This is a genomic window from Pseudomonas sp. B21-053, assembly GCF_026016365.1.
Taxonomy (GTDB): domain Bacteria; phylum Pseudomonadota; class Gammaproteobacteria; order Pseudomonadales; family Pseudomonadaceae; genus Aquipseudomonas; species Aquipseudomonas nunensis.
On record NZ_CP087205.1, the window covers coordinates 4,521,412 to 4,538,407 of the forward strand.

General features: G+C 59.5%; 14 protein-coding genes. 8 read left to right on the forward strand and 6 right to left on the reverse strand.

Annotated elements, in window-relative coordinates; translation table 11 throughout:
- Positions 1-4 precede the first annotated feature (4 nt).
- Positions 5-391, forward strand: coding sequence for a DUF488 domain-containing protein (locus tag LOY68_RS20240; protein WP_265039435.1), 387 nt, complete (start codon positions 5-7; stop codon positions 389-391).
- 163 nt (positions 392-554) lie between these two features.
- Positions 555-1,013 carry a GNAT family N-acetyltransferase gene (locus LOY68_RS20245; protein WP_265039436.1) on the forward strand — a complete coding sequence of 153 codons (459 nt, stop codon included), beginning with the start codon at positions 555-557 and terminating at the stop codon, positions 1,011-1,013.
- Positions 1,014-1,534: 521 nt separating this feature from the next.
- On the opposite strand, the gene LOY68_RS20250 is transcribed toward LOY68_RS20245, so the two are convergent.
- Both LOY68_RS20250 and LOY68_RS20255 read right to left on the reverse strand, forming a co-directional pair.
- On the reverse strand, positions 1,535-2,347 hold the full coding sequence (locus LOY68_RS20250) for a class I SAM-dependent methyltransferase (protein WP_265039438.1): 813 nt from the start codon (positions 2,345-2,347) through the stop codon (positions 1,535-1,537).
- A gap of 33 nt (positions 2,348-2,380) precedes the next feature.
- Entirely contained in the window at positions 2,381-2,671 is a 291-nt protein-coding gene (locus LOY68_RS20255; protein ID WP_054614168.1) for a DUF4242 domain-containing protein, read from the reverse strand.
- A gap of 180 nt (positions 2,672-2,851) precedes the next feature.
- Between LOY68_RS20255 and LOY68_RS20260 the strand changes: the two genes are divergently transcribed.
- Positions 2,852-3,841 (forward strand): AraC family transcriptional regulator, encoded by a 990-nt coding sequence (locus LOY68_RS20260; RefSeq protein WP_265039440.1) that lies wholly within the window; start codon positions 2,852-2,854, stop codon positions 3,839-3,841.
- A 41-nt stretch (positions 3,842-3,882) separates the two neighbouring features.
- On the forward strand, positions 3,883-4,341 hold the full coding sequence (locus LOY68_RS20265) for a GNAT family N-acetyltransferase (RefSeq protein ID WP_265039442.1): 459 nt from the start codon (positions 3,883-3,885) through the stop codon (positions 4,339-4,341).
- Positions 4,342-4,359: 18 nt separating this feature from the next.
- On the opposite strand, the gene LOY68_RS20270 is transcribed toward LOY68_RS20265, so the two are convergent.
- From LOY68_RS20270 to LOY68_RS20280, 3 genes are all read right to left on the reverse strand, one after another.
- Positions 4,360-5,571, reverse strand: coding sequence for a cytochrome c biogenesis protein DipZ (locus LOY68_RS20270; RefSeq protein WP_265039443.1), 1,212 nt, complete (start codon positions 5,569-5,571; stop codon positions 4,360-4,362).
- Between the two features lie 172 nt (positions 5,572-5,743).
- The gene (locus tag LOY68_RS20275) at positions 5,744-5,998 is read right to left on the reverse strand and encodes a hypothetical protein (protein WP_265039445.1); all 255 of its coding nucleotides are present in this window, start codon (positions 5,996-5,998) and stop codon (positions 5,744-5,746) included.
- A gap of 39 nt (positions 5,999-6,037) precedes the next feature.
- On the reverse strand, positions 6,038-6,301 hold the full coding sequence (locus LOY68_RS20280) for a DUF2790 domain-containing protein (protein ID WP_054055186.1): 264 nt from the start codon (positions 6,299-6,301) through the stop codon (positions 6,038-6,040).
- A 297-nt stretch (positions 6,302-6,598) separates the two neighbouring features.
- Here LOY68_RS20280 and LOY68_RS20285 point away from each other — a divergent pair, with 297 nt between their 5' ends.
- The 4 genes from LOY68_RS20285 (at position 6,599) to LOY68_RS20300 (ending at position 11,685) form a co-directional block, all read left to right on the forward strand.
- Positions 6,599-7,339, forward strand: coding sequence for a response regulator (locus LOY68_RS20285; RefSeq protein WP_054055184.1), 741 nt, complete (start codon positions 6,599-6,601; stop codon positions 7,337-7,339).
- Positions 7,336-8,640: an ATP-binding protein gene (locus LOY68_RS20290; RefSeq protein WP_265039447.1), complete on the forward strand. Its 1,305-nt coding sequence runs from the start codon at positions 7,336-7,338 to the stop codon at positions 8,638-8,640. The genes LOY68_RS20285 and LOY68_RS20290 overlap by 4 nt, the downstream gene beginning before the upstream one ends.
- Positions 8,641-9,326: 686 nt before the next feature.
- Entirely contained in the window at positions 9,327-10,187 is an 861-nt protein-coding gene (locus tag LOY68_RS20295) for a CAP domain-containing protein (RefSeq protein ID WP_265039449.1), read from the forward strand.
- Between the two features lie 184 nt (positions 10,188-10,371).
- Positions 10,372-11,685, forward strand: coding sequence for an MFS transporter (locus LOY68_RS20300; RefSeq protein WP_265045816.1), 1,314 nt, complete (start codon positions 10,372-10,374; stop codon positions 11,683-11,685).
- A gap of 122 nt (positions 11,686-11,807) precedes the next feature.
- On the opposite strand, the gene LOY68_RS20305 is transcribed toward LOY68_RS20300, so the two are convergent.
- Positions 11,808-16,574, reverse strand: a complete 4,767-nt coding sequence (locus LOY68_RS20305; RefSeq protein ID WP_265039450.1) for a DUF3320 domain-containing protein — start codon at positions 16,572-16,574, stop codon at positions 11,808-11,810.
- Positions 16,575-16,996 lie beyond the last annotated feature (422 nt).

Genomic DNA, 16,996 nt, shown 5'->3' on the forward strand with positions numbered 1-16,996 from the left:
CGGCATGGCCATCCACATCGTGCGGCTGGGCTCACCGCGTGGGCCCGACGAAGGCCTGCGCCTGGGCACAGTGCGCCGCCCGCCTCGGGGCGTACCCAAAGCCGAGTTCGCCAGCCGTGATTTTTATGATGTCTGGCAGCCGCTGCTGTCCCCCAGCCCGGAACTGGTCGCCGAGGCGAAAGCGGCTGAAGATGCCAAGGCCTGGGATGCGTTCAAGCGCAAGTTCAAAGCCGAAATGAATCACCCTGCGCCAAGCCATTTGCTGGATTTGTTGGCAGCGCTGTCCCATCAAACGTCACTGGCGGTGGGGTGTTATTGCGAGGATGAGGCGCATTGTCACCGCTCGGTTTTGCGTGAACTGCTGCAAACGCGGGGCGCCGAGATAATCTAAATCCCCTCCGAACACCGCAACTCCCCTGTGGGAGCGGGCTTGCTCGCGAAGACGGTGTGTCAGCCAACATCAATCTCGACTGAACCACCGCTTTCGCGAGCAAGCCCGCTCCCACATTTGATTGCGCCAGGCCGGGAGATTCGCCACAAAGGAATGTAGCCAAATGAACTCTGAAATCCGACCCGCCAATCCGCAAGATGCAGCCGCCATCAGCCAGGTCATCATCCAGTCCCTGCGCCAATCTAACGCCCAAGACTACCCACCCGACATCATTGCTCAGGTAGAAACAAGCTTCTCCACCGAATCCGTTCTCACCCTGCTTAGCCAACGCCAAGTATTCGTGGCGACCATCGACGGTCAAATCTTGGCCACCGCCAGCCTCGACCACGATGTGGTCCGCAGCGTGTTCGTCGCCCCCGATCATCAAGGGACAGGCCTCGGCCGACAGTTGATGACAACCCTGCAATCCATCGCCAACGATGCCAACATCAAAGTCCTGCGCGTCCCCTCCTCCATCACCGCTGAAGGTTTTTACCTGAAGTTGGGTTTTCAAAAAATCCGCGATGAGTTCCACGGCGCCGAGCGCACGATTGTCATGGCTCTGCGCTTGAGCACTGATTGAATGTGGGAGCGAGCCTGCTCGCGAAGGTTGCGTGTCAGTCACCATCAATACCGACTGATCCACCGCTTTCGCGAGCAGGCTCGCTCCCACAGGGGATTGGTGGATTACACAAAAATCTGCGGCTGGCCCCGGACAACTGTGGGAGCGGACTTGCTCGCGAAGGCGGTGTGTCAGCCAACATCAATATCGACTGATCCACCGCATTCGCGAGCAAGCCCGCTCCCACAGGGGATCGGTGTGTTGCACAAAAATCTGCTTCTGGCTCGGACCAAATGTGGGAGCGAGCCTGCTCGCGAAGGCGGCGTGTCAGCCAACATCAATATCGACTGATCCACCGCCTTCGCGAGCAAGCCCGCTCCCACAGGGGATCGGTGTGTTGCACAAAAATCTGCTTCTGGCTCGGACCAAATGTGGGAGCGAGCCTGCTCGCGAAGGCGGCGTGTCAGTCACCATCAATATCGACTGATCCACCGCATTCGCGAGCAAGCCCGCTCCCACAGGGGGAGTTGTGTTGCCGGTCTTCAACGCCGGGTGATGACTACTTCCAGGTACTCACTCGGTACCACCAGCGATCCTTCCCCTGCCCGGTTCATCCTGTTCAGCAGTGCGGTGAAGTCCTTTTCCAGTGCTGCGGCGCCGTCCGCCGGCAGTGCCGCGAAGGCTTTGTGCACCGGTCCGTACCAGCTGCGGAAGGTGTCGATGAAGTGCGCGGCCGAGCGGTAGCGGAAGTTGAAGGTGCGGCGCGTGACCTGGGTCTGGAAGTCGTGTTCGTCGAAGTGCGTGTGCAACCAGGCTTCATTGCCCCAGTTCGACGGCGGCTGTGCGCCGGGTGGTGGCGGCAGGTGTTGGCCGAGGGTCTTGAACATCTGGCCGACAAAGCCTTCCGGCGTCCAGTTGGCAAGGCCGATGCGGCCACCGGGGCGGACCACCCGCGCCAGTTCCGAAGCGGCCTTGGCCTGATCCGGCGCGAACATCACGCCGAAGGTCGAGAGCACGGCGTCGTAACTGGCATCGTCAAATGGCAGCGCTTCGGCGTCGGCCACCTGGAAAGTTACCTCCAGCCGCTCGGCCCGGGCGCGGTCTTCGCCGCGTTCGAGCAGCGCTGCCACATAGTCGGTGGAAGTGACTTTGCAGCCGCGACGGGCAGCGGCCAGCGTGACATTGCCATTGCCGGCGGCGACGTCCAGCACCAGTTCGTCGCAGCGCAGGTCGCAGGCTTCGGCCAGCTCCTCGCCGACGATCTGCAACGTGGTGCCGATCACGGCGTAGTCGCCACTGGCCCAGGCGGCCATCTGACGGTTTTTCAGGGCAGTAAGATCAATGGGTGTACTCATGAGGTGTGGCTCCCTCGCGGGTTTGAACAGAAATCAGGCTCTGACGGACGACTCTTCCGCCGTGGTGGGATCGATGATGCCTCTGACCTGCGACACGCTGTTCGCCGGGAAACCGCCCTGCCTGGCATGTTCCCGGATGAGCTCTTCGTTCGGCGCGATGTACACGCAGTAGATCTTGTCGCCGGTGACGTAACTCTGCAGCCATTGCACCTCGGGGCCCAACTCGCGCAATACCCGGCAGGACTTCTGCGAAATGGCTTTCAGATCCCGATCCGACAGTGCTCCGGCGCCTGGGATTTCTCGCTCTATGACGAACTTCGGCATGGCAACCTCTCTTCTTCTTATCAGTACAGGGCCGGCAGTGACCCTGTGCTTCAACTATCGCGCCAGCGCGGGCCTGCGTCCTGCCCGATCGTCGGCCAACACTGTCCGATCGTCCGGAGGTTTCACGCCGCGCGACAACCGGCTCACAATCAGACTACTCGCCCAAAATGAGCAATCACCATGGACGCCCTCTCCCAAACCCTGCGTGTCGTGCGCCTGATCGGCGCGATTTTCATCAATGCCAGGTTCACCGCGCCCTGGTGCTATCAGTCGCCCAGCGCCGACTCGGCCGCGCCGTTTCTTGAGCCGGGCGCCGAGCGGGTGGTGATCTTCCACCTGGTCACCGAAGGCGAGTGTTACGTCGAGCTCGGTGACGATCCGCCGCTGCTGCTGAATGCCGGTGATGTGGTGGTGTTCCCCCAGGGCGATGCGCATCGCATGTGCTCTGAACCCGGACTTAAACCCGCCACCGGCGCGCGTCTGGACGTGGTGCTGGCGCGACGTCCACGGCAGCTGAGTTATGGCGGAGGCGGAGCCGTCACGCGGCTGGTGTGCGGATATCTGGCGTGCGATACGCGGCTGGCGGGGATGATGCTGACCGGGTTGCCGCCAGTGATCCGGGTCAATGTGCGCGGCTCGAATACCGGTATGTGGCTGGAATCTTCGGTGCGCTACGCACTGGCCGAGGCGCGCTCGCCACGGCCGGGCGGCGAAGGCGTGCTGGCGAAACTGGCCGAGGTGCTGTTCATCGAAGTGCTGCGCCTGTACATGAACGAACACGGCGAAGGTCGCACCGGTTGGCTGGCGGGCGTCAGCGACCGGATTGTCGGCGCCGCGCTGAATGCGCTGCACACCAAGCCCAGTCATTGCTGGACCCTGGAAGAACTGGCGCGCACCGCCAGCACTTCAAGGTCAGTTTTGGCCGAGCGCTTCCAGCAATTGGTCGGCAGCTCGCCGATGCAGTACCTGACCCAATGGCGGATGCTGCTGGCGGCCAACCTGTTACGCCGCAGCAACACTTCATTGGCGCGGATTGCCGAGGAAGTCGGTTACCAAACCGATACCGCATTCAGCCGCGCGTTTCGCCGAGAGTTCGGTGCACCGCCAGCGGCGTGGCGACGCGGGCAAGCCGCCACAGAAAGCAAATCGGGAATTGCCTGCGCGCCCTGAAATCGGCTTTTATGTCCGCCCACTGTTGAAAGGAATCGGACATGCCCCGCCTGGACTGGCTCGCCCATCACCCGCAGCACAGCGACACCTTCGCCGCGTGGATTCATCGGCAATTCCATTACGAATACGCCGAACAACCGCTGCCCGACTGGCAACGGGAGTTCGCGGCCGGCCAAACCAATGACCACTGGAAATGCCTGGTTGCGCTGGATGGCGATCACTTGTTGGGCGGCGCGGCACTCGCCAGGGCCGATCTGGCGCATCGACCGGACCTCGGCCCTTGGCTGGCCTGTGTATTCGTCAGCCCCGAAGCGCGGGGCAAAGGCTTGGCGGAACAGTTGCTCGAGGGGATTTGCGATCACGCCAAAGCCAATGGTGTGGCGCGAATCTACCTGCATACCCAGGACAAGCGCGACTACTACGCCAAGCGTGGCTGGACGCTGCGGGAAGGTTTTCGGGCGTGGGACAAAGAACAATGGCTCATGGTGCGAGACCTGTGAGCCATTGATGTCGAGGGGTCAGGCCGCTGGGGCTTTGGCCTCTTGCAGCAACTGCTGGATCATCTGTTCCTGGGTGTCGTAGCGACCTTCACCAAAGTGGGTGTAACGCACCTGTCCCTTGGCATCGATCAGGTAGTGCGCTGGCCAGTACTGGTTGTCGAAGTTGCGCCAGATCGCGTAGTTGTTATCGATGGCCACCGGGTAGGTGATGCCGAGTTTTTTCACCTGATCCTTGACGTTGTCGATGATGCGTTCGAAGCCGTATTCAGGGGTGTGGACGCCGATCACCACCAAGCCGTCCTTCTCGTATTTCTTCGCCCAGTCCTTCACGTACGGCAAGGTGTGCTGGCAGTTGATGCAGTCGTAGGTCCAGAAGTCGATCAGCACCACTTTGCCTTTCAGGGACTCGTTGGTCAGGGCCGGCGAGTTCAGCCATTCCACCGCGCCGTTGAGCGAAGGCATCGGGCCTTGAGCGTTGTCCATGGACGTGTCGGCCTTGACCTTGCTGACGAAGTAATCGACCACTTTCGGCACGGTTTCCAACACGCCTTTCTCGAGGCTGCTGACGCCTTCCGACGAGGTGCCGGCCAGCAGAGTTTTGTCGGCGCCGGTGGAAATCACCGCCGCGGCGCCCAGCACTGCCACACCGGCAAACCGACGCAACCAACCGGTGACCGGGATCGACGCTTTCAGGCGATTGACCAAGCCGCGACCGGCGAAGATCAAGGTGCCCAGGGACAACGCGCTGCCCAAACCGTAGGCCACCAGCAGCAGGCTGGTTTGCGCGTTGGCGCCTTGCAGCATGGCGCCGGTGAGGATCACGCCGAGGATCGGCCCGGCGCACGGGGCCCAGAGCAAACCGGTCGCGACGCCGATCATCAGCGAACTCAACGGGCCGGACATTTTGCGGGTGTTGGGGTCAAGGCGATTGCCCAGCAGCACGAACGGACGCGCCAGCCAGCCGCCGACACGGGCGGAGATCAGCGACAGGGCGAACAGCGCCATGACGATCAGCGCCACATGCCGACCGGTGTTGTTGGCCTGCACCACCCATTCGCTGCTGACCACGGCCAGGCTGGAGATCAGGGCGAAGGTCAGGACCATGCCGCCGAGGGTGAGCAGGATCGAAGAACGGGTGCGCTCGACGCCGGCGAACAGGAACGGCACGACCGGGAGGATGCAGGGGCTGAGGACGGTCAAAATGCCGCCGAGGAATGCGATGAGGAACATGGGATCACCTTGGAAAAATTGGATTGGGCGGCCACCACACATCCCCTGTGGGAGCGGGCTTGCTCGCGAAGAGGCCGGCACATCCGGCATCAATGTCAGCTGACACTCCGCCTTCGCGAGCAGGCTCGCTCCCACAGGGGGAAATGGGTGTTCACGGAATCGGGGCCTGGCATCAGGCCATCTGGTTATCCAGCAACTGCCCTTGTGGCGTCCGGTCAGAGCCGTTCTCCGCCACCATCTGCCCCTGCGGCGTGCGGCTGGAACCATCCTCGGCCAGGAACGCGTTGCTGTCCTTGTGCGCCACCGGCGTGAGTTGAAAGCAGGTGGCACTGCCACAGCTATCCTGTTCAACCGCAGCGTTGGCATGCGCAGCCGCGCCGGCAACGGAGAAGGCAATGGCGGTCAAATAGCGAGTCACGTTGATCATGGTGTTCTTCCTGTTTCAAATGGGGATCGGGAGAAAGGCTCAGTTGCCTTCGTGGCAGTCATCGGAAAATTTGCTGTAGTCCAGGGCCTGGGTTTTGCCCTGGGAGTCCAGGTAAGTCAGCCGGGCATTCACGATCCCGCAGGAAGGACCGGTGTCCTCTTTCAGCGACACGACTTTCTGGATGTCCAAATGCGTGCCGTAGGTGTAGGTTTTCGGGGTGACGTCGGCTTCGGCACGGGCCGACAAGGTGCAGATGTTCAGGGCGGCAAACAGGCAAGCGGCGTAGACGGCTTTGGTGTTCATGGTGGTTCCCTCAAGGCTTCAATGATTGGTTGGGCCGAGGCGGGTTGGTTTGCCTCGATGGGACCCATTAGAAGCTCGCGAGGTATCCCGTCTGTGTCGGGAAAAGGCCTGAGTAAATCGTTACGTATCAAAGCCGCCGTCCGATACAAAGCGATACAAATCCCCGAAAATTTCACGTTTTTGCGTCTGCGTGTATCCGTCGATACGCCAGATACACTGGAATACAAAGGGCAGCAGGCGAACGGGCAAAGGCTCGATAGACTGCGCAACATTCCCTATTGATAGAGGCTTGGCCCCATGGAACACGTCGATCACATTCTCATCGTGGACGATGACCGCGAGATTCGAGAGCTGGTAGGCAACTACTTGAAGAAGAATGGCCTGCGCACCACGGTCGTGGCGGATGGGCGGCAGATGCGCTCGTTCCTGGAGTCGACGCCGGTTGACCTGATCGTGCTCGACATCATGATGCCCGGCGACGATGGGCTGATGCTTTGCCGCGAGTTGCGCGCCGGAAAACACAAAGCCACGCCAGTGCTGATGCTCACCGCACGCAACGACGAAACCGACCGCATCATCGGCCTGGAAATGGGCGCCGACGATTACCTGGTCAAACCGTTCGCCGCCCGTGAATTGCTGGCGCGGATCAACGCCGTGCTGCGCCGTACCCGCATGCTGCCGCCGAACCTGGTGGTCACCGAAAGCGGTCGGCTGCTGGCCTTCGGGCGCTGGCGCCTGGACACTTCGGCCCGGCACCTGCTCGACAGCGACGGCACCATGGTCGCCCTGAGTGGCGCGGAATACCGCTTGCTGCGGGTGTTTCTCGATCATCCGCAACGGGTGCTCAACCGCGATCAGTTGCTGAACCTGACCCAGGGCCGCGATGCCGATCTGTTCGACCGTTCCATCGATTTGCTGGTGAGCCGTTTGCGCCAGCGCTTGCTCGACGATGCCCGCGAGCCGGCCTATATCAAGACCGTGCGCAGCGAAGGTTATGTGTTTTCCCTGCCGGTGGAAGTGATCGGGGCGTCGTCATGAACCTCTCGATGCGTTGGCCGCGCACCCTGGCGTCACGGCTGTCGCTGATCTTTCTGGTGGGCCTGATCCTCGCCCAGGCATTGTCCTTTGGCGCGCAGTATTACGAGCGCTACGAAAGTTCGAAAAACACCATGCTGGGTAATCTGGAAACCGACGTCTCGACGTCGATTGCCATTCTTGACCGCTTGCCGGCGCAAGAGCGTGCGGGTTGGCTGAAACAGCTGGAACGACGCAATTATCGCTATCTGCTGGACGAAGGTTCACCGGGTACGGCCATGCGTGATACGCCGATCGCCGTGACCTCGATCAAAGACGCCATCGGCATGGATTATCCGATGACCGTGACCGACATCCCGGGGCAGCAGAAACACTTTCAGGTGCACCTGAAATTGGCGGACGGCAGCCCGGTGACCATCGATGTGCGGCCGGCGATGGTGCCGTTGTCGCCGTGGTTGCCGATCGTACTGTTGGGCCAATTGGCGCTGATGCTCGCCTGCACCTGGCTGGCCGTGCGCATCGCCATCCGTCCCCTCACCCGCCTCGCCGTGGCCGTGGAAACCCTCGACCCCAACACCCACGCGGTGCTGCTGGACGAAAAAGGCCCGACCGAAGTCGCCCATGCCGCCATGGCGTTCAATGCCATGCAGGCGCGGATCGCGGCGTATCTCAAGGAACGCATGCAACTGCTGGCGGCGATTTCCCATGACCTGCAAACACCGATCACGCGCATGAAACTGCGGGCTGAATTCATGGACGATTCCAGCGAGAAAGACAAACTGTGGAATGACCTCGGCGAGATGGAACATCTGGTGCGCGAAGGCGTGGCGTATGCCCGCAGCGTGCATGGCGCGACTGAAGAGAGCCGGCGCACGGATGTGGATTCGTTTCTCGACAGCCTGGTGTTCGACTATCAGGACATGGGCAAAGACGTGCAACTGAGTGGCAAGACCGCCGCCGTCATCGACACCCGCCCTCACGCGTTGCGCCGGGTGCTGGTGAACCTGACGGACAACGCCCTGAAATTCGCCGGGGCTGCGGAGTTGCAGGTGGAAAAAAAGGCCGATGGCAGCTTGTCCATGAAAGTCATGGACCGTGGGCCGGGAATTGCCGAGGACGAACTGGCGCAGGTGATGGAGCCGTTCTACCGCGTGGAAAACTCACGCAACCGCAGCACTGGCGGCACCGGGTTAGGGTTGGCCATCGCCCAGCAACTGGCCCTGGCGATTGGCGGCTCACTGACCCTGAGCAACCGCGAAGGCGGCGGCTTGTGCGCAGAACTCAAATTACCCGCGAACAAATAAACCCCGCAGATCCCCTGTGGGAGCGAGCTTGCTCGCGAAGAGGCCGGCACATTCAAAATGGATGTCGACTGACACACCGCCTTCGCGAGCAAGCCCGCTCCCACAGGGGATCTGCGGCAGACACAACATTCCTGATCGACACTCACCCCTGTAGGAGCGAGGCTTGCCCGCGAAGAGGCCAGCACATCCAAAATGGATGTCGACTGACACTCCGCTATCGCGAACAAGCCCGCTCCCACAAGGGATCTGCGGCGAGCACAACACTCCTGATCGCCCCTGATCTACTGTGGGAGCGGGCTTGCTCGCGATGAGGCCGGCACATTCAAAATTGATGCCGGCTGACACTCCGCCTTCGCGAGCAAGCCCGCTCCCACCGGGGCTCTGCGGCGAGCACAACACTCCTGATCGACCCTGATCTACTGTAGGAGCGAGGCTTGCCCGCGAAGAGGCCGGCACATCCAGCATTGATGTCGGCTGACACACCGCCTTCGCGAGCAAGCCCGCTCCCACAGGGGATCTGCGGCGGGCCAACCCCACCCAAAATTTGCCTTCCCCTCCCATGAACCAGATTTGAAACCCGCAGTCTTAGACCTGCCCTGAAATGCGCTCGTCCACCTAAACGACTTGCGCACCCTCGGCCCCATGGTCGTCAGTACCGTCGTCATCTCATCAGAGCCGTTCGCCTCATGCGCCAGATCGCCTTGTCTTTTCGCGTTGTTTCGCTCTGTCTTGCTCCGCTATTTCCCCTGTTCGCCACGCCCGCCCACGCCAGCGAGGAACGACAACTGGTGTCGGAGATCAACAATTACCGCGCCCACCCTCGGGGATGTTCGACACGCGCGGTCCAGGGCTTGAAGCCGTTAGTGCTGAAGTCGAACCTCGCGCTGCCGCTCGGTTATGGCGGTGCCTTGCGCGAGGGGTTGAAGCAGAACGGTTATCAAGCGGTGACTGTGCGCACGATCCGCCTGGTCGGCGCGCGGGATGCCGAGGACGCCTTCGATGAGTTGCAGGACAACTATTGCGGCGCGCTGCTCGACGCACAGTACGCCGACATCGGTATCAGTCGCGCCCGCAGCGAATGGCAAATCGTGCTGGCGCGGCCGGTGCTCGACAATCAGGTCAGCGACGTCCGATCAGCCAGCAAAACGTTGCTCGCCGAAGTCAACGCAGCACGGGCAAAGTCGCGGATGTGCGGCGGCCGACGCTTCGCCGCCGCCCGGCCATTGAGCTGGAACGCCGCGTTGGGCGCCGCTGCGCAAGGTCACAGCAAGGACATGGCCTACGGTAACTACTTCGCGCATCAGGACCCCGACGGTGAAATGCCGGCGGACCGCGCCAGGGCTGCGGGTTTCCGTGGTCGGCAGATCGGCGAAAACATCGCCGCTGGCCAGAGTTCACCGAGCAAGGCGATGGCCGGATGGCTCGCCAGCCCCGGGCACTGCGCCAACCTGATGAACCCGATGTTCACCCAGGTCGGCGCAGCCTTCGCCACCGATGCACGCAGCGACGAGGGCGTGTACTGGACGATGCTGTTCGGCGCGAAATAAGTCAGGCTCGCAGACCGTCCACAGATTTAGGTAGAGTGAGGCCCTTGCGCAACGCCTGCACACGGGGAATCAGCATGATCCGTCTTTCACTCCTTGCCTTGGGCGGTCGCAACGTATGACTCAGCCTGCCTCGCAACTCCCGACCGCCGCCCCCGGCAAACTCACCTCCCGTGAACTGCGTGGGCTGGTGGCGATTCTGGTGTCGATTGCCCTGGCGGTACTCGACACCGCCATCGCCAACACCGCGTTGCCGACCATTGCCGCAGACCTCAACGCCTCCCCCGCCGCGTCGGTGTGGATCATCAACGCCTACCAACTGGCGGCCGTGGCCACATTACTGCCGTTCGCCGCGCTGGGCGGGATCATCGGGCACCGCAAAGTGTTCCTCGGCGGCATCATCCTGTTCGTGGTGGCGTCGGGGTTGTGTGCGCTCGCGTGGTCGTTGCCGACCCTGACCGTGGCCCGCGTACTCCAGGGCGTCGGGGCCAGTGCGATCATGAGCGTGAATGCCGCGCTGATCGGTTTGATCTTCCCGCCGGAACGCATGGGGCGTGGCCTGGGGTTGAACGCGCTGGTGGTCGGCACCTGCTTCGCCGCCGGCCCGACCATCGCCTCGCTGGTGCTGTCGGTGGCCAATTGGCCCTGGCTGTTTGCGATCAACCTGCCCCTTGGGTTGTTTGCCCTGAGCTTCGCCTGGAGTTCCTTGCCGACCAGCCAGCCCAAAGCCGTGGTGTTTGACCGGCTGACCGCTGTGCTCAACGTCATCACTTTCGGTGCGTTGATTTTCGCGCTGAGTCAGGCTGCGCAACTGGGCTCGATGAGCAGCGTGGTGATCGCCCTGGCAGTGTTCCTGATCGCCGGCGCGCTGATGTTGCGCCGCGAAGCCGGGCATCCGGCACCGATGTTTCCGCTGGATTTGCTCAAGCGCCCGATGTTTGCCCTGTCGACGCTGACCGCGTTCTGCTCCTTCGCGACTCAGGGGCTGGCGTTCGTCTCGCTGCCCTTCTTCTTCGAAACCACCCTGGGCCGCGATCCGATCCAGACCGGCTTCCTGATGACCCCATGGTCCATCGTCGTGGCGCTGATCGCCCCGATGGCCGGGCGACTTTCCGATACCTATCCGCCGGGTTTACTGGGTGGTATTGGCCTGGCGATTCTCAGCGCAGGGATGGTCTCCCTGGCAATCATGCCGGCAGATCTCAGTGCCACCGGGATCGTGATTCGGATGATCATCTGCGGGATTGGGTTCGGCTTCTTCCAGGCCCCGAACCAGAAAGCCCTGATGACCAGCGCCCCACGCGAACGCAGCAGCGGCGCCAGCGGCACCATCGCCATGGCCCGGCTGATCGGCCAGGCAACCGGCGCTGCGTTGGTCGCGTTGAGTTTCGGGATGTCGGGCACCCACGGCCCGGTGCTGGCGCTGAGCATTGGTGCGGGGTTTGCGGCGGTGGGGAGTGTGGCGAGTGCGTTGCGGTTGGTGGCGCGTAACTCGTCATAAGATGAGCTAGAGCGTCACCGGCAAAATTAGGGATACAAACAATGGGTGGTCGCAACCACCCTTACCCCCCAACTCTAAAGCTATTCTCTTTGAGACTTACCTTCAGATGTCAACGTCCCTCATCAGCCATTAGGAACTGTCAGGCGACCTTCCCGCAGTTCCAACCTCCTGTTAAGTGTCAGTTGGTCAATTCTTTCTTCCAACAGCGCTGCCACCTTAGCCGTAGCGCGGCCAAAACCGAGAAGTTTAAGGGCGCCAGAGATCGCGTCGTCACGACTCATGGAAAATCCCGAGGTGATGATTTCTACAAGAGCCTGGTCGAGCTCTTCTGGCGCAACCCACTCAAGTTTGCGTTCAGCGGAGTCCCAATGCGCCCGACTACGAATTAGAACGGGGCGATTCTCAACCGGGTGCAGAAACTCACCCCGGCGCGTGAAGTGCCTCTGCCTAACCCCCAAACCAATGGCCTGCTCCACGGCAGCAGTGATTCTGGAGCCTTGACGAGTGACCCCAAAAGCTTCCATGAGTCTTCGGGTTACCTCCACTGAATGCACTGGAGATTCAACATCGACCACTATCCGTATCAGTTGCAGTAGATATTCGGGCTGGTGTTGATGCAGTTCCGCTTGATTAGTCGCTGCAGAGAGCCGAGCCTTTTCATAACGCGGGCTAGCGACGGGATCGACTTCTGCAACGGCTTCGTCACGGAGAATTTCATGCAGAGGCTCGATCACAACTTCTTTGACCGAGGCACTACGATGTTTGGTTAATCGCTCACGTGCAGCCTCAATAGCCGCTACCACACGAATAGTTTCTTGCTGAGGATTGCGAAACCAATCAGTACTCCAGATGCGATGAAAATTCCAACCCAAGCCCTCAAGTACACCTTGACGCAAACGATCACGGTCTCGCGCGGAGCGCGAGCTGTGATAGGCCGCGCCGTCGCATTCAACGGCAAGTACATATCTGCCTGGGAACTCTGGGTCTCTCACAGCAAGGTCGATGAAGTAGCCAGCAGTTCCAACTTGCGGCTCTACCTGATAGCCAAGATCACGTAAAGACCGAATGACCTCATCCTCAAAGGGCGAGTCTGTGTCTTTTCCGGTTTCCTTGGCGACTTCTAACTCCCCGGTCTCTGCGTATTTCAGGAAGTTTTTCAATGCCCGCACGCCGTGCTTTGCGGTGGCATCAATATCCAATTCGTCGCCACGAAAATTGCAGAACACGCGCATTGCCAATTTGGCCCGCGTGATTAAAACGTTGAGTCGACGATGCCCGCCATCTTTATTGAGGAGGCCAAAATCACGGGCGATACGACCGGACTCATTGCGGCCATAACCAATGCTGATGAAGATGACGTCGCGCTCATCTCCCTGAATGTTTTCAAGGTTCTTAACGAAAAACGGCTCGCCGCCTTGTGCGGTAAAAAACACTTCCGCCTGAGGTGTCTTACGCCGCAACAACTCAACCTCAACATTGATCAGGTCACGCTGCGGAACGCTGAATGCTGCCACCCCCAAGGAAAGCTCCGGCGTCTCAAGTGCATGTTTCATCACAGCTTGAGCTACCGCTTTGGCTTCATCTTTGTTGGTCCGTGTACGGCCACGGTCATACAGAGCCTCAGGCAAATAATCGAAGCTCACACCTTTGGCGTGAATATGCTGGCCTGCCGAGGGGAATACCACCAGCTTGCTCTCGTAGAACTCCACGTTGGAGACTGCAATAAGTGATTCGTGGCGGCTGCGATAGTGCCAGCGTAAATAGCGTTCCTGACTACCCGCCGCCTTGAACATACTGAGGATACTTTCGATGTCCGCAGTGACGTCGTTTTCGTCATCGGGTGCGATGTCCCGGCTGAACAAATCGCTAGGTGGCATCTGCTTGGTGTCACCGACCACCACTACTTGCTTGCCGCGTAGAATTGCGCCAAATGCGTCGACGGCCTTCACCTGTGAGGCTTCGTCGAACACGACCACATCGAATGCCAGCTTGCCTGGAGGAAGAAAGTTAGCGATGGACATCGGGCTCATCATGAACACGGGTTTGATTTGCTGAATGGCTCGCCCAGCTTTGTCGATCAATTGGCGAATGGGAATATGCCGACGCTTCTTGTTCAACTCTGCGCGCAATATTGCCATTTCACCTGGCTGGTTCACGTTAGGCATGGCCTCCCATACCTGACGCGCCAGATACGTTTGAGCATGATTCAACGATGCAGCATCAAGCGCTTTGAACCTGGCGATCTGATGTTCGTGCTTGATGCGATCAAATTGCTGTAGCGCGGGTTTTTCAGCGTACGCCTTCTGCACAAGGCCCGAGTACCAGGAAAAGTCGAGAATGGCGGGTATCTGTTCGGGCTTGTCACTTCGCAGGGCGACGTTCAACAACTCGTCCAATTGTACTTGGCGCATTTCGTCCGACAGCACGTTGAGACGAGCAATCTGGTAAAGCGCGCTCAAGCTTTCCTGCCAAACCTGCAATCGTGCACTTAAGGCAGAAAGGTCCAGGCTTTGAAGGGTTTGTGCGGTGCCATCTTGCATGCCGATGACGTCCAGGCTCGTTTGCAGTGACTTATCAAGTCCAGCAAGGTGCCCCTCGATGTCACTAACCGTTTCCCCAAGTCCACTGGCATCCGTGTGCCCGGAGAGGAAAGCGATGATACCTTGTGGTACATGGCCATTTCCGAGGTCTTCGTAAAGCTGGACCACCCAGGCACTGACTCGCTCGAGCACCGCCCAGTCGGACTGCTGACGCTGCCATTGAGCTCCGAAAAGGGCACCGCCCAGGCCCTCGTGTTGGTGATAGACCTTCAGGCTCTGCTGATAGGTCAGCACAGAATCAATCAAGGTGAGTTGCTCAGCATTGCTACCAGGCAGTGCACCCTGCGCGAGCCCTTGCAAACGTGCTTTCGCCCCGCGATAACGCCCCGAAAATACCTTCCACCATTTGTCACCGTAAGCCAGCAAATTCTGGCGAACTTCCAGCAAGTCCTGCTCCCAGGCGGCTTCAATCAATTGGCTGCCATGATTAGCCTTGCATGTGCTCATGCGCTGACCGGCGTCGAGCAATTCGCGAATGGCGTCGCGGCGCAGTTGCCAATCACCGGTACTCAGCTCTACACCCTGTAAACGCGGCGCTTCGGCTGCCCGCCTTGCAGCACGGCAAATGACAGCAACGTCTGCGAGGGTGGCGGGCTGAGTCAACATCAATCGTATCGACAACGCCTTGGCAGCTGCGTCAAGAGCGGTTAAATGAGCCCCTGCTTCTTGCAACGCATCGTTAGCATTGTTCTGTTCAATGGGAGAAAAATAAGTTCGCTTGCTTCCCCAGAACGGATTCAGGTCTGGACGACCCATTTCCTTGAGATGAAGCGTCAGTTCTTCAACCTGCTCGCGACGTTTTTGTTGGTCTGTCTGAGTCCACGAAGCCATGGGTGCGAAGGCAATTGTTGGCAACACGCCGTAACTTCGCTTGAGTTGGAGGTAACGACCCAAGACCTCGACAAAATCCAGCCCACAGGTGCCAACATGCGCGCTAACTGCAGCGCAGTATTGGTTCAAATTGCGTTGCAGTTGCGCGAGGTTGACCAGGTCATCCTCACCCACCTTAGTCAGTGGCCGGCCCTGTTCAAGGGTGCGTCCCAGCTCTTTGAGCACTGATGTCTTGGTAGATTTGTGGCTGTGCAACTCAAGCACCGCATCGCCTAAATGGCACTCGTCGAGTCGGCGTTTAACCACTTCCAGTGCTGCCATTTTTTCGGCGACGAACAATACTGTTTTGTTCTGTGCAATCAGTTCCGCGATGATGTTAGTGATGGTTTGCGACTTACCCGTGCCCGGCGGCCCCTGGATCACCAGGTTGGCGCCATCGCGTACTTCAAGAATCGCTTCGGTCTGGCTGCTGTCTGCATCTTTGACGAATCGCACTTCCCCTGGCTGTAGGACCGAGTCAATGTTCACATCCTCGGCATAGGCAGGCCGTTGATCACCAAAGCCAGACCCCAGTAGACGATTAATTACCGGGTGCGCATCTGGCTGTTGGTCTTGCGGCCAACTCTTAGGGTCCAGATCCTTGAACATTAGAAACTTGCCAAAGGAGAAGAAACCGAGGGCGGCCTCATTAATTGACACTTTCCAGCGGGGTTGTTTGCTAACCAAGTCTCCCACTTCGGCATAAAAACTGTTGAGACTACCCTCCGTCGCTTCAAATTGATCTTCGCTGAACTCACAGGCCGAGAGGTCCAAACCAAAATCGGTCTTCAGCTTGGCGATCAACGATAAGTTTGGCATTAACTCATCGCCGGAGTACTTGAGTTTGAACGCGTCCTTGGCACCACCGCGCTCCAAGGTTACCGGCAACAACATCAAGGGAGCCTTCCTCAGGTTCTCTGAACTGTCCGCTTCGTACCAATGAAGGAAGCCGAGAGCCAGAAAAAGCGTGTTAACTCCCTGTTCCTCGATAAAAGCACGCGCCTCAGAGTGAATTCTCAGAAGTTGCAGGAATAGTCGTTCCTCATCCAGAGTCGTCTGCAATCGCGTATCGGTATGCCGCCGCGCTCGCCCTGCTTCATCCACTTCATCGTTGACAGCATACGACTCGCCCAAACCATCGAGTTCATTCAACAGCAACTCATCAGTCGCGGCGTCCTGAGCGTCGTCTTCGTCTGGCTCCTCGAACCTTGCCAAAGTCACCATGGTTTGGCGCGCCTTCGGCAAAAAAGTCATTGCCTTCTCCTGCCGATAGAGCAGGTGGAACACCGATTCAGACAGTTCATCAACCACCGCCAATGTTCTGGCTGACGAGCGGAAATTCAACATAGTGTTGCGAAGGCCTATATCAAGCAGTTCCTTGCGGCTGCCTTGCAGTTTTTGACTAATCCCTAAGCTCATGAAGGTTCTCTTGAAGCGTGGTCGCGGCTGGAAACGATGAGGCCAGATGGCCATCTCTCAACGGCAAAGCCTAGGATCATGACCGACGATCATCGCTACCACAACGAACTAATGGCGTCTGTAAAAACTATTTTCCGCGAGGGCTATTGATGCTAAATCGGCGAGAACATCGCTGCCGGCCCTAATTCACTGAAAGAGGCACAGCATTTAACGTCGAGAGGCACAGCGTTGAGGGGGTGAGGACAATGTGGTTCGAGCAGAACCGAGAGAGGTCGTACAAATGTTAGAGCAGGTGACCGGGTGTCGCCTGATTTAGCCTGCAGGGAAACGGCAGCACCTCCTGATACCAGTTATAACCCGTGACACCGAACTTGTGGCGAGGGGGCTTGCCCCCGTTGGACTGCGCAGCAGTCCCCTTCTTT